This is a genomic window from Methylobacterium phyllosphaerae, from assembly GCF_001936175.1.
GTDB lineage: Bacteria > Pseudomonadota > Alphaproteobacteria > Rhizobiales > Beijerinckiaceae > Methylobacterium > Methylobacterium fujisawaense.
In genome coordinates, this window is the sequence record NZ_CP015367.1 from 3,989,296 (window position 1) to 4,002,344 (window position 13,049).

Below are 13,049 nucleotides of genomic sequence, written 5' to 3' on the forward strand. Positions count from 1 at the left end.
CGGGCCCAGCATCGGAGGATTCTGACCTGCGCGCCGGTGGGATGGTTCCTTCCGTCTCAGAAAGGGGGATCCCCGTTTCAGAATGTTGCGCGCGGCGCAGAGTGTGGCTGCAATGTGATAGTTCGTTAAAGCCGCATTTTCTAACCCCCGCGCAAAGTCTGTGACAGGCATGACGGGGGTCAGTCCGATGGTCCAACAGTATAGCGACGTCGAGCATGCGACCGGATCCTGTGATCCGAGCAGGAGCACGGGCGTCGGAACGCGACGGTGCGGCCCCGTCCGGATGGGATTGCTGGTCGGCAGCTCGCTCGCCACGCTCGCGCTGGCTCTGGGACCTGTGGCGGCGCAGACCGTGCCGGCGCGCTCGCCCTCGACTTTCGGACTGACAGCGGCTGATTTCTCGAACTGGTCGGCTTACCAAGGTGATTGGGGGCTCGCCGCGATCAATGCCGCGACGGCTTACGCGCATGGCTATACGGGGCTCGGCGTCTCGGTGGCAGTTGTCGATAGCGGCATCGACCCCAATCACCCGAAATTTGCTGGGCGGATATCGTCTGCCTCTCGGAACTTTTGGCTCACCGATCCCCCTGGAGCGATCCGCAGCACTCTTCTCGTCGACCTCAACAGTCATGGGACGCACGTTTCAGGAACGATCGGGGCATCTGCAGCCGGCGGCGAGATGATGGGCGTCGCTTTTGAAAGCACGCTGCTCTCACTGAATGCGATCATGGGCCCGGCCGAGGCCAATTTTATCAAGCAGAGATTGGGCCTCAACGAAATCTCGACCGATGCCAATGCCGCGGTTGATTTCGCGGCAGCCAATGGGGCGCGAGTTCTCAATGGCAGCTATGGCCCCTCCTTGCCGACCAAGCTCATTTTCGATGATAACGGCAATGTAATATCTAATCCTTATTACGTTCAGCTGAAAATACAATCATACGAATACGGCGACGCACTGGCGGAGTACAGCGCCCTCAAACGTGCCGCAGACAAAGGTATGCTGCTAGTCTTTGCGGCTGGCAATGAGCGTGAAGATCAGGAAAAAGTCGCCGTCAATCCGACCGGCGTTGCGTTCTATCCTTTCATACGTCCAAGCAACGCAAACAGCGGCGTCTATCAGCTCAATGATGGTCAAAATCGGCCGATCGATCAGTCGAAGGTCGATTTTTCCGACTTGTCAGGCTACATCGTTTCAGTCGTCGCAACTGACAAAAACAATCAAATCGGATCTTTCAGCAATCTATGCGGCCTGACAGCAGCTTGGTGTATAGCCGCGCCCGGCGTGGGTATCTACTCGACCGTTCCGGGCGGCGGATACGGGTTGAAAAATGGTACATCGATGGCAGCGCCGCACGTCTCCGGTGCCGCAGCCGTGCTGATGCAGGCGTTCCCGTTCCTGACGGCGCCGCAGATCGCCCAGACCATGTTCACCACCGCCACCCACCTCGGCGACGGACCGGCCAACGCCCCGAACGCCACCTTCGGCTGGGGCCTGCTCAACCTCGGCAAGGCGATCGACGGTCCGGGCCAGTTCACCTCGACCTGGACGGTCAACACCACCTATAAAGGCCAAGCCTATTACGGCCGCTTCGCCAACGACATCTCGGGCGTCGGCGGCCTGATCAAGACCGGGCTCGGCACCCTCGAACTCGCCGGCACCAACAGCTATGCCGGCGGCACCGCCGTCTACGGCGGCACCCTCGCCGTCTCCCGCGACGCCAACCTCGGCGCCGCCGGCACCGGCCTGACCCTCGACGGCGGCACCCTCGAGGTCCTGGCCGACGGATTCGCCACCGCCCGCCCGCTCACCCTCTCCGGCCCCGGCACCCTGCAGATCGACGGCGGCACGTCCACCTTCGCGGGTCCGATCGCCGACGGCAGCCAGCCGGGCGTGCTCGTCAAGACCGGATCCGGCACCGCCGTCCTGTCGGCCGCCAACACCGTCACCGGCGGCGCCCTGGTCGGCGCCGGCACCCTGACCCTGACCGCCACCGGCAGCCTCGCCGCACCGGTCCGCGTCGGCCCCGCGGCGCGCTTCCTCAATGCCGGCCTGGTCTCCGGCGGCGTCGGCAATCTCGGCGTCCTGGGCAACAGCGGCACCATCGCGGGCGGCCTCGCCAATGCTGGGCTGGCCCTCAACACCGGCACGATCACCGGCGGGGTGGCCAACACCGGCAGCCTGGCCAACAGCGGCGCCCTCGCGGGCGGGCTGACCAACACCGGCACAGCCCTGAACACCGGCGTCATCGCGGGCGGCGTGACCAACACCGGCAGCCTCGCCAGCAGCGGCGCCCTCGCGGGCGGCCTGACCAACACCGGCACCGTGCTGGCCAGCGCCGGCCGCATCGACGGCGCCATCGCGAACAACGCCGGGCTGCTCGCCGTCTCCGGCAACGTCGCCAGCGACGGCACCCTCGCCAACGCCGCCGGCGCGACCCTCGCCGTCACCGCAGGCGGCCGCTACAGCCTCGCCGGGCCGCTCGCCAATGCCGGCATCGTCGTCCTCGCCCAGACCGCCAGCCTCACCGCGCCGGCCGGCTTCGGCAATGCCGGCCTCGTCGCCAGCGACGGCACCCTCACCACCGACCTGACCAATACCGGCCTCGCTCGCCTGTCCGGGCAGCTCAACGGCGCGCTGACCAACACCGGGCTGATCCAGGTCACCGGGCCGCTGGCCGGCCTCACCACCCTGACCAATGCCGGCGCCCTCGACCTCGGCGGCGGCGCCCTCACGGTGGCGAGCCTGTCCGGCCCCGCCTCCGCCGTCCTGGGCAACGGCGCCCTCACGGTCGCCGGCCCGGCCTCCACCACCTATGCCGGCGCCATCCTGGAGACCGCCAGCCCCACCAGCCTGACCCAGGCCGGCACGGGCACGCTCACGCTCACCGGCACCGGCCGCTTCTCCGGCCCGACCACGATCCAGGCCGGCACGCTCGCGCTCAACGGCCTCTGGACCTCGCCCGTGACGGTGGCCGCCGCCGGCACCCTGCGCGGCATCGGCACGATCGCCGCCCCGGTCACGGTGGCCGGCGCCCTGCGGCCGGGCAACTCCCCTGGCACCCTCACGGTGCTCGGCCCGGTGGCCTTCGCCCCCGGCAGCCGCCTCGGCCTCGACATCGACGGACCCGGCACCGGCACGGGTGCCGGCAGCTACGCCCGGCTCCTGGCGCTGGGCGCCACCGGCACGGTGTCGGCGGGGGGCACCCTCGTGCCGGAGCTGCGCGGCCTCACCGGCAACGCCACCAACGCCTTCACCCCGGCCCTCGGCCAGCGCTTCGGCGTCCTCACCGCTCAAGGGGGGCTGTCGGGCTCGTTCACCGGCCTCGCCCAGCCGACGACGGGGCTTCCGGCCGGCACGCGCTTCGACGCCCTCTACGCCGCCACCGGCCTCGACCTCGTGGTCACGCCGGCGGCCTACGGCAACCTCGCCGGGCTGGGCCTCTCCCAGACCGGCAACGCCCAGGCCGTGGGCGCGGCGCTGGACGTCGCCCGCCCGGCCGCCGGCACCCGGCCGGACGCGGCCCGGGCGCGAGTCTACGATCCGCTCTACGCGGCCAACCCGGCCACCCTGCCGGGCGGCCTGGCCAGCCTGTCGGGCCAGAGCTACGGCGACGCGGTGATGACCGATCTCTCCGCGCGCCGGCTGATCGCCGACGCGATCGACCGGCACCAGCGCGGGCTGGGCGGCGGGACGGCGGCGTTCGGCGCGGGCGATCCGGGCCTGGGCCCGAACCGCACGGCGCTGCAGGTGCGCGGCGCCGCCGGGGTGCCGGACCAGCCGCTGGCGGTGGGCGAGGGCCGGGTCTGGGCGGACGCGCTGTACGGGTTCGGCGACCGGGTCGGCGATCGGGCGGCCTCGGGCGCCGGTTACGGCGCGGGCGGCCTGCTCGTGGGCGTCGACCGGCAGGTCGGGGCGGAGACGCAGGTGGGCGGGGCGTTCAGCTACCTGCGCGAGACCGGCACGTCGCGGGGGGCGGGGCTCGGCCGGTTCACCACGGACAGCTACGGCGGCAGCCTGTACGCGCAGACGCGTCTGGGGCCGGTGGTGCTGCGCGGGACGGCGGGGGTGTCGTACGCGGACGGGCGGATCGACCGGACGGTGGCCTTGGGCACGGCGGTGTCGCAGGCGAGCGGTCTGGCCTCGGGCTGGAACGGCGGGGTGGCGGGCTTTGCCGGATACGCGCTGGCCGTGAATCTGCCGGTCGAGGTCGTGCCGGAGGTGGGGTTCAGCTACGATCGCCTGACGCGCGGCCGGGTGGCCGAGCGGGCCGGCCTGGTGGGCCAGGGGTTCGGGGGCCAAGGGTTGGGCGGCCAGGGATTCGCGGTGGCCGATCTCGACGCGGCGCGCAGCCTCGTGGGCGGCCGCGTGGCGAGCGTGGCCTTCGCGGGCGTGCCGGACCTGCGGCTGGAGGGTCGGGCCTATTGGGCGCACGAGCTGGCCGACACTTACGCGGTGGTCCGCTCCGGCCTGTTCGGGGCGCAGTTTGCCGCCCGCACCAGCGCCCTCGGCCGGGACGGGGCGGTCCTGGGGGTGAGCCTGACCGGGCCGGTGGCGGACGGCGTGCGGTTGACCCTGGGCTACACCGGCGACGTGCGTCCGGGCGCCACCGCCCAGGTCTTCGCCGCAGGCCTCCAGGCCGCATGGTGAGGCACGCCGACCGCACGCAGGCCGGCGCCGTACTCCGGAGGGAGGCATGCAGGACCGCAGAGAATCGGGCGATCCGTCGATCGAGGCCGAGCCGGCATCGCGCCGGCCCGGCCGGTTGCGGCGGCTGGTCGATCTGCTCGAAGGGATCGAGCTGCTGGTCCAGGCGGTTCGGCTGGTCGGATGGCTCCTGAGAGGATTGTGGCTGGCCGCCGGGGCCCTCGTGCGCGCCTTCGGAGATCGATGAGCCGCACGGCGGCCCCACCATCCCCTGCCGATGCATGGCTGCTCCGTCCGAAGCCCGTCTCGTGTCGTTCGGGACAGTAACGGCGCTCCGATGCAGAGCGGCGCGCAGGCGGAGATGTTTCACGGGAAACACCCGCCCGATTGGCCGAAGTTCCGACAACCGGGTCCGGCGCGGGCGCGGGACCCGGTGCTTCAGCCGAACAGCGCGCGCGCCACAATCTGCGGGTCGAGAGGTTTCTGGCAGAGGGCCACGGCTCCGTGGAGGGACGGCACCGCGACCGGATCGTAGCCGGTCGCGAACAGGAACGGCACACCCCGCGCGTACAGCGCGTCGGCGACGGGATAGACGAGCTCGTCCTGCAGGTTGATGTCGAGCACCGCGGCGTCGATCGCGGCCGTGCGGGCGATCAGCGCCAGCGCCTCGCCGACACTGGGCACCGGTCCCAGCACCTCGGCACCGCCCGCCTCGAAGCCGGATTTGAGATCGATGGCGATGAAGTAGTCATCCTCGACCAGCAGGACCCGCCTGCCGGCCAGCGTGCGTGGAGTCGGGGTCATGCGGGGCTGCCTGCGGCTTCTCCGTCGGGGAGGGGAATGTTGATCGCGCAATAGAGCGCGGTGTCGCCGAGTTCGTAGCTGGTGGTCGCCTTGAGGGCATAGGGGAGGGCGCGCTCGATCAGTTCCCGCCCGTATCCGCCCCGCGGCGGCGCGTCCGCCGAATCCGGTCGAAGGACGAGACCGTCCTCCACCCATTCCACCAGCAGCCGGCCGCCGCCATCGTCCGCCCGGTAGGTCCGCCACGTCACCGTCAGGCGCCCCTCCTCGCTGGTGAGCGCGCCGTATTTCAGCGCGTTGGTGGCGAGTTCGTGCAGGGCCAGCGCGAAGGTCTGCACCGTCGCCTTGCGCAGCCGCACCACGGGGCCGTGGAGCCGGATGCGCGCCTGCATGGCCGGAGCGTCGAGGGCGGCGAGTTCCGTCTCGATCAGGGCGCGGAGCGTGATCGGCTCCTGATCCGAGCGGGAGAGGAGGCCCTGGACCCGGGAGAGGGCGGACAGGCGGTCGTTGAAGCGCTCCCGGAACGTCTCGCCGGGCCCGGTCTGAGCCATCGTCTGCTGGGCGATGGAGCGCACGACGCCGAGCAGGTTCCGGGTCCGGTGCTGCAGCTCGGCGACCATGACCTGTTGCCGCTCCTGAAACTGGCGCAGATCGTCGATGTCGGTCGAGGTTCCGAGCCACTCGACGATCCGGCCCTGCGCGTCGCGGACCGGGGCGGCCCGGGTCTGGAACCAGCAGAAGCGCTGCTCGGCCGCGTTGCGGAGCCGGTGCTCGAAGGAGAGGTGGCCGCTCACCGGAGCCTCGCGCCAAGCGGTCTCGGCCGCCGCGTGATCGTCCGCATGGACCGCGTCCAGCCAGCCCCAGCCCCGGCTCGTCGCCTCGGTCTGACCCGTATAGGCGTGCCATTGCGGGCTGGACCAGATGCAGGCACCGTCGATCGCGGCGCGCCAGACGAGCTGCGGGATGCCCTGGGCGAGGGTGCGGAACAGCTCCTCGCTCTCCCGCAGGCGGCGCTCGGCCAACACCCGCTCGGTGCTTTCGACCACGATGGCGATGACCCCGGCGGGCCGACCATCCGCGCCGAAGACCGGCGAGTAGTCGAGGTTCATCCAGACCGGCTCGGGCTGGCCGTAGCGGTGCAGGGTTAGTTCCTGGTCCTTGTAGGAGAGCGTCCCGCCGGCCAGTCCGACACGCATCACGTTGTCGTTGAAATCGACGATCTCGGGCCAGCCCTCGCGCACCTTGGAGCCGAGGAGCTTGGGATGGCGCGCCCCCGCGAAGACGGAATAGGCATCGTTGTAGATCATGATGCCGTCTTCGCCCCACAGCAGCACGATCGGCACCGGCGATTGCAGCAGGGTGCTGACCGTGAAGATCAGGCTCTGGGGCCAATCCGCCAGGGGCCCCAGCGGCGTCTGCGTCCAATCATAGGTCCGGACCAGGTCCGCGAGTTCGCTGCAGCCGGCCGAGAAGATGCAGGCCTCGCTCATGCGGTGACCGACTGAAGAGGCTCCAGCCCGGGCGAGCGCCGCGGGACTGGAGCGGGGATCGTTCCGCGACCGGCCCGGGGGCGGCCCGTCGTGCAGATCACGACCAGGTACTACACAGCCCCGGGGCTTGATAGGGGCGCCCTCATCGTCGAAGCGGCCATCGGCTCCGGGTCTTGCGACCATCCGACGGGTCCGGAAAGCCGGATGTCGCGACATCGCATCGGTCTTCACGCCACCACGCCACAGCGCGCTCCACGAGCGCCACGGCGGATGTCCGCGGCCCTGTCGGATCCGATAGGACGAATGCAGGGACGAACCGCCGGTGACGTGCCCTAGCGGCGGCCCGCCGGCTCCGGAAAGCGCCGGGCGAACCAGTCGCGCAGGAGCTGGCGCTCGTAATACAGGCTGCCGATGGAGAAGCGCGGGTTGGACGTCAGCAGGAAGTTGATATCCGTCACCGTGTCCTCGCCCTGCGCGACGATTCGGCCGCCGCGGTGCAGGACATAGGCGAAGCGGATCCGTGGCGGCGTCGCATCCGTCACGACCCGCAGGCCCGTCGGCGTCGCGAAGCCGGGGCGCTCGAAGCCGGCGAGATCGACATCGAGGACGATGATGTCGAGGCGCTCATCCGGGCGGAGCCGCGCCGTGCCGAGATCCCGGAAGATCCGGGTCAGCTCGGCGAGGGTGACCCGGAGCGGCTGCCCGGAGCCGAACCGGTTCTCGGCATCGGTGAACCGATCCGGATCGGCATAGCGCACATGGACCTGTGCCTGGACGATCGGAGCTTGGACGACCTGAGCCTGAACTTGGGCGGCGGCTGGCCCGGCCAGGGGCAGCACAGCCGTGACCGCGAACCCGGCCAAGCCGCCGGCGAGACGCCTGCACATGTCGAACTCCTCCCCGAACCGCTTCCCGACGGCGCAGCGTGGGCCTGCGGGGTGGGACCACCCGAGCGGAGCCACAGAGCCCACGCTCATCCCCGACGGCCGGCTGCGACCGAATGGCCCTGACCCGTTCATAGTCTCGCCGTGTTCCGGGCGCCCCATAGCACTCCCGGCCCGAGGGGCGAGCCGGTCATGGGAGTCCGACGCGCATGATGAACTCTGTTCTGGCGCTTCTTACCGTCGTGGCGGTTTTGGTGGTCACGGCGCTGATCAAGCTGCCGCTGCTGCCGTTCCGCCTCCTGGGCCGTCTCCTGCGCAGCCGCCCGGCGACCGCCTGATCGAGCCGCTCAGGTGGCCGTGTCGATGCAGAATTCCATCCCGCGACCCGGCCCCTGATCGGAATAATCGACGAGCGCCAGTCCGCGCTCGGCTAGGGTCGCCTCCACGGTGTCCCGCTCCTTGCGCACCATCTGGCCGACCGCCAGAGGGGTCAGCCGCGGACTCGCGCGCCGCACCTGATCGACCCCGATGCTCGCCGGCAGGCCCGCCCCTTCGGCGATCCGGGCCAGGGCGAGCCCCAGATCCCGCGCCTTGGTCTCCGCGGCGGATTTCGGCTTGTAGGCCATCTGCTTCTCCTTATGGGCGGCCGCCTGCCTCAGGCGGCCCGCGTGTCGACGTTCACGTCGGGAAAGGCCCGGATCCAGACGCGCCGCCCCTTGGCGTCGTAGACCTCGACCTGCCAGCCCGACCAATCGAACCGCTCCACGACCCGCTCCATCAGAGCGAGGGCGACGCGCTCGGCATGGGCCCGCATCGGCGCCCCGTCGGGCAACCGGCTGCCGCACAGGTCGGTCACCAGCTCGTGGCCGTCCGTACAGTGGAAACGGTACAGCCGCGTCGGCCTTGAGGCTCTCTCGATCAATCCACAGGGCTCCACCGCGATCCCAGACAGGACGCGTCAGCGGTTGAAACTGCCGATCCGAAGCGCTCTGTTCATGATATGTTCTATACAGATTCGAAGCGCGATGCACCCTGGTCCCGAGACGAGACCTGCGGAGATTCGTCTCAGGGAAGCCGAGGCGATCGCCTTTGCCGATCACCCGGCGGCCAAGGGCGATGGCGCAGCGCCTCGACCGGCAGACCGGCTGATTGTCCGGGGGGCTATGGCCATGGCCGGACGGAGGCGGACGATATCCCTGCGGCTGCCCCCGGCCGGTCCGTCGCTGTGACGGACGATTGACGATCCCAGCTCCGTCGGGGGGAACGGGACGCGGCGCCGTCCGGGCGGCGTCACGCCCGCGGGGGATCAGCGCTTCGCGCCGCCGCGACGGGCCATGGCGCCGGGCTGGCCCAGGCCGATCGCCTTGGCGAGGGCGGAGCGCTGCTCGGCATAGCCCGGGGCGACCATCGGGTAGTCGGCCGGAAGGCCGTAGCGGTCCCGGTAGCTGCGTGGATCGAGGCCGTGGCTGGCCAAGTGGCGCTTCAGCGTCTTGTAGGTCTTGCCGTCGATGAAGCTGACGATCCCGTCCTGCCGGACCGACTTGCGAACCTGGGCCGCGCCCGGCTTCTCGATCTCGGCCTGGGGCGCCGCCCCGGATTCCGGCGTCAGGGTCCCGGCGACGAGCCCGCTGACCGCGCCATGCACCCGCGCGATCAGGGCCGGCAACTCCGAGGCCGGAACCGGATTGTTCGACACGTAGGCCGCAACAAGCTCGGCCGTTATAACGGCCAAGGTGTTGGAGGCTTCATCGAAGGTCTCGTTCATGTGCAGATTTCCAAATAGCGGTTTACGTTCAGATCGTTTGGGCTCAACAAGGGTTTAAACAAGGTAAAAATCGAACGAAGACTCATCGAATAGATTCCGATTTTCTCGTGCCCTACGGCCTCCGAGAGGCGATGGCGCCGCGTCGGTCACCGGGATCGCGTGACGACCCGTCTCGTGCCACCGAAGATCGTCCCGGATCATGGACACCCGGGTGGCGGCCAGATTCGGCACCCGTGCGGCGCAGCCGCCCGCTTGCCGGAACCGGCAATGGCATCGCGAACAGGCGCGTCGCCGACGCGACGGTCGGCGGTGGCCCCGGACCGTGCCGGCGATCGCCGTCAGGCGCCCCAGGTTGGCATGCCGCGCAGCGGCTCGGGCGGCCGGGTGTCCTCGCCGCCGCTTTCGGGAGCTTCGTCGGGCCCGGGATCCGCAGGGCCGCGGACGCGGGACCGCTGCCGAGGGCATCAGGATCGGACGCTTTCGCCGGGCCGGCCGAACGGTCCGGCGCACGCGTTCCGAACGCTTCGCGGGCGGCCTCGAGATCCTGTGCCTTGCGTTCCTCCGGGCCAGCCCGGCGGATCCTCCCGGAGGATCGCGCGGGCGGTCCGGTCGGAGTTCACCCGGATCCCGCTCAGCGTCGACCCATCGTCCGGGCCAGGGCGCGGCCGAGGCTCATCAACAATCCGTCGGCCGCGAGGCGGAGTTCCGCCGCCGCATCCTCGCCGAGCGTCTGCCTCAGCGCGATGGCCAGATCGGCCGCACGGCTCAAGGGGTCGTCCGGCGCCGCCGCGCTGGTGAAGATGTAGCGGTCGCCGCCTTCCCGGAGTTCCGTGATGTCGATGATGATGCCACGCGCCCGGACCGGCCGCCCCGCGGAATCCGGGACGGTCCGTCCGCGGCTGATCAGCCAGTGCTCGGCTCCGCCCTGCACGACGCGGTACTCGGCCAGCACCAGACCACCCGACCGCACGGCCCGCTGGACCTGGTCCAGCAGCCACGGATGGTCGTCCGGATGGACGGCGGCCAGCGCGTCGGCGCCGCTGATCTCCGTACCGGCGAGGGCCGGATCGCCGGTGAGCAGCCGGGCCGCGCCGGCATCATAGACTATGGTGCCGCGGCGGATGTCCCAGTCCCAGGCGCCGACCACGCCGGATGCATCGAGGGCGGCCTGCAACCGGTCGAACGGCGTATTGAATCCGTCGGTCGCGTCGATCGGCGTCCTCGAAATCTCACTCATGACGCGAATCCCGGCCGCACAACCGGGATGATCTGGCATAGAAATGTGCCGCTTTGCCAGAATCTCGACGGAGATTTCATCAGCGGGTCCGGTCGACCAGGATCGGCACGCCGGGCGGCCCGTCATGCCGCATCATTTCCGCTGGGCGGTGGGGTTGGGTGTCGACGACGTATCCGGCGCGACGGCCGGATTGACGGGCGTGACCGTCGACCACGTGGCCGCGATCGCCACAATGGCGAGCAGCAGAGCGACGAAGATGCCGATGAGGGTGAGGCGCTTCATGAGGAGGGTCTGGGACTTCCGTGCAGGGCGATGAAGGCGGGGAACGGCCTGAGCGACCGATCGATCCCGCCGGGCCGCAGGATCCGAACGGCCGGCACCGACCGTCACGGGCCGCTCGGACGGATCCGATCCAAGGCCGCCGCCGCGTGCCGGGCCAGACCCTCGAGCCGGCGAACGGTCCCGTCGTCGGGGATGACGGAGGCGCACCAATAGGCGCTGAGGGCGGCGACCGGTTCGGGGGAGCCGATCGGAACCACCACGAGACTGCGCATCGAGGTCAGTCGGTAGACCGCGATCGGCACCCGGGGATCGCACTCGATGTCCGGCACGACGATGGTCGCGCCATCGAGCATGGCCCGTCCCGAAACGCAGTCCATCAACGGAAACCGGCGGCCGCGCCACAACGGCTCGATGGCGTCCTCGGCGGCGTAGAATGAGGCGTCGCCCTCGCGCAGCACCACGGCAATCCCATCGGAGCCGGCGATCTCCCGGGCCGTCTCCCGCAGGATCGTCACGATGTCCTCGAGGAAGCGGGCGGTCGCCAGCCGGCACGAGGCCCGAACCAGACCGGCGTCGGAATCCAGGGGACGTTCAGCCATCTGGGACGCGTCGTGGAAGCAGGCCGATCGATCCATGAAGCGCCCTCCGCGACGTCGCCTCGGGGTCGCCTCGGGCGTCTTCTTCGGTTGAAGCCTCACTGCGCGCGACGGCGCGGACAACAACTTGGATCAAGCGTTTCGCCGAAGCGGTTCGGCGTGATCGGATCGCCCGCGCGTGGCGAGACGCGGAGAGATGAGCGGGCGACGCCCGACATATTGGTCATCGCGGCGGGGCGACGCGGCAGATGTCACGAAATAGTTCCCGATCCTTCGATCACGACGCCGAGATGATGTGCTCCAGCGCACCTTCCGGTCCACCGCCTCCGGACCCCCGCCGACGCTGTTGCAACAATGCACTATCGCGTCCGCACATCCTGACGTCCTGTCCGCCCCGCACACATCCCGCCTAACGGGAGACAGAGGACCAGATGATCAAGAAGCTTCTTCTCGCGAGCGCCGCCACGGCCCTCCTGACCGGTGCCGCCTCGGCCGCCGACCTGCCGCGCCGCGCCGCCCCGCCGCCGGTCTTCACCCCCGTCCCGGTCTTCACCTGGACCGGCGCCTATTTCGGTATCAACGCCGGCTACGCTTTCGACGCCAGCGACCGCAACACCGGCAACACCTTCGCCGTGCCGTTCCCCTATGCCGCCCCCGGCACCGTCGCCTCCTTCCGCAACCGCAGCCAGGACGGCTTCTCCGGCGGTGGCCAGATCGGCTACAACTGGCAGCTGACCCCCGGCTCCGGCGTCGTGTTCGGTATCGAGGCCGACGCCCAGTACCTCGACTTCGGCCGTAACCGGAACAACGCCTTCGTCGCCGGCGCGCTGGCCCCCGGCTACTACGTCACCGACCCGCGCGGCCTCTCCAGCCTCGACTTCTTCGGCACCGTCCGCGGCCGCCTCGGCTACGCCTTCGACCGCACCCTCGTGTACGGCACCGGCGGCTTCGCCTACGGCTCCGGCAGCGCCGACCGCTCCTTCGGCGGCTACGCCGGCAACGACAGCTTCCGCACCGGCTGGGCCGTCGGCGGCGGCGTCGAGTACGCGCTCCCCACCGACTCCTTCCTGAACTTCTTCCGCTCCTCGGCCGTGACGCTCAAGGTCGAAGGCCTGTACGTCAACCTCGACCGCAACACCCGCAACCAGGGCGCGTTCGTCATCAACGCCGCCAACAACTTCCCCGTCGTCTACAGCGGCATCGGCCGCCGTTCCGACGAGTTCGCCGTCGTCCGCGCCGGCCTGAACTACAAGTTCGGCTCCTACTAAGACCGCGCCGCGGCGGTCGGATCCCGACCGCCGCGCCAAGCCGAGCTCGCAAGGGGCCGCGTCCGAAAGGACGCGGCCCCT

General features: G+C 70.1%; 13 protein-coding genes. 4 read left to right on the forward strand and 9 right to left on the reverse strand.

Annotated elements, in window-relative coordinates; translation table 11 throughout:
- Positions 1-283 precede the first annotated feature (283 nt).
- Entirely contained in the window at positions 284-4,648 is a 4,365-nt protein-coding gene (locus MCBMB27_RS18185; protein WP_236952741.1) for a S8 family peptidase, read from the forward strand.
- 46 nt (positions 4,649-4,694) lie between these two features.
- A complete protein-coding gene (locus MCBMB27_RS18190) occupies positions 4,695-4,892 on the forward strand; it encodes a hypothetical protein (protein WP_043348020.1) in 198 nt (65 codons plus the stop codon).
- 191 nt (positions 4,893-5,083) lie between these two features.
- Here the strand turns inward: MCBMB27_RS18190 and MCBMB27_RS18195 are convergent, their stop codons facing one another.
- The 3 genes from MCBMB27_RS18195 to MCBMB27_RS18205 all read right to left on the reverse strand — a co-directional run bounded on the left by MCBMB27_RS18195 (position 5,084) and on the right by MCBMB27_RS18205 (position 7,823).
- Positions 5,084-5,449 (reverse strand): response regulator, encoded by a 366-nt coding sequence (locus tag MCBMB27_RS18195; RefSeq protein ID WP_075380990.1) that lies wholly within the window; start codon positions 5,447-5,449, stop codon positions 5,084-5,086.
- On the reverse strand, positions 5,446-6,936 hold the full coding sequence (locus tag MCBMB27_RS18200) for a sensor histidine kinase (protein WP_075380991.1): 1,491 nt from the start codon (positions 6,934-6,936) through the stop codon (positions 5,446-5,448). The genes MCBMB27_RS18195 and MCBMB27_RS18200 overlap by 4 nt, the downstream gene beginning before the upstream one ends.
- A gap of 332 nt (positions 6,937-7,268) precedes the next feature.
- Positions 7,269-7,823, reverse strand: coding sequence for a DUF3016 domain-containing protein (locus tag MCBMB27_RS18205; protein ID WP_075380992.1), 555 nt, complete (start codon positions 7,821-7,823; stop codon positions 7,269-7,271).
- 206 nt (positions 7,824-8,029) lie between these two features.
- On the opposite strand from MCBMB27_RS18205, the gene MCBMB27_RS30845 reads away from it, so the two are divergent.
- Positions 8,030-8,158, forward strand: a complete 129-nt coding sequence (locus MCBMB27_RS30845; protein ID WP_257787387.1) for a hypothetical protein — start codon at positions 8,030-8,032, stop codon at positions 8,156-8,158.
- A 9-nt stretch (positions 8,159-8,167) separates the two neighbouring features.
- Here the strand turns inward: MCBMB27_RS30845 and MCBMB27_RS18210 are convergent, their stop codons facing one another.
- From MCBMB27_RS18210 to MCBMB27_RS18230, 6 genes are all read right to left on the reverse strand, one after another.
- Positions 8,168-8,446 carry a hypothetical protein gene (locus MCBMB27_RS18210; protein WP_043348032.1) on the reverse strand — a complete coding sequence of 93 codons (279 nt, stop codon included), beginning with the start codon at positions 8,444-8,446 and terminating at the stop codon, positions 8,168-8,170.
- 29 nt (positions 8,447-8,475) lie between these two features.
- Positions 8,476-8,742, reverse strand: a complete 267-nt coding sequence (locus MCBMB27_RS18215) for a DUF6894 family protein (RefSeq protein WP_210274908.1) — start codon at positions 8,740-8,742, stop codon at positions 8,476-8,478.
- Positions 8,743-9,126: 384 nt separating this feature from the next.
- The gene (locus MCBMB27_RS18220) at positions 9,127-9,585 is read right to left on the reverse strand and encodes a Ros/MucR family transcriptional regulator (protein ID WP_043348035.1); all 459 of its coding nucleotides are present in this window, start codon (positions 9,583-9,585) and stop codon (positions 9,127-9,129) included.
- Positions 9,586-10,216: 631 nt separating this feature from the next.
- Positions 10,217-10,948 carry a PAS domain-containing protein gene (locus MCBMB27_RS18225; RefSeq protein ID WP_236952742.1) on the reverse strand — a complete coding sequence of 244 codons (732 nt, stop codon included), beginning with the start codon at positions 10,946-10,948 and terminating at the stop codon, positions 10,217-10,219.
- Between the two features lie 6 nt (positions 10,949-10,954).
- Entirely contained in the window at positions 10,955-11,104 is a 150-nt protein-coding gene (locus MCBMB27_RS30270; protein WP_164706361.1) for a hypothetical protein, read from the reverse strand.
- Between the two features lie 104 nt (positions 11,105-11,208).
- Positions 11,209-11,703 carry a GAF domain-containing protein gene (locus tag MCBMB27_RS18230; RefSeq protein ID WP_075382017.1) on the reverse strand — a complete coding sequence of 165 codons (495 nt, stop codon included), beginning with the start codon at positions 11,701-11,703 and terminating at the stop codon, positions 11,209-11,211.
- A 428-nt stretch (positions 11,704-12,131) separates the two neighbouring features.
- Between MCBMB27_RS18230 and MCBMB27_RS18235 the strand changes: the two genes are divergently transcribed.
- On the forward strand, positions 12,132-12,968 hold the full coding sequence (locus MCBMB27_RS18235) for an outer membrane protein (RefSeq protein WP_083683604.1): 837 nt from the start codon (positions 12,132-12,134) through the stop codon (positions 12,966-12,968).
- The last annotated feature ends 81 nt before the right edge of the window (positions 12,969-13,049 follow it).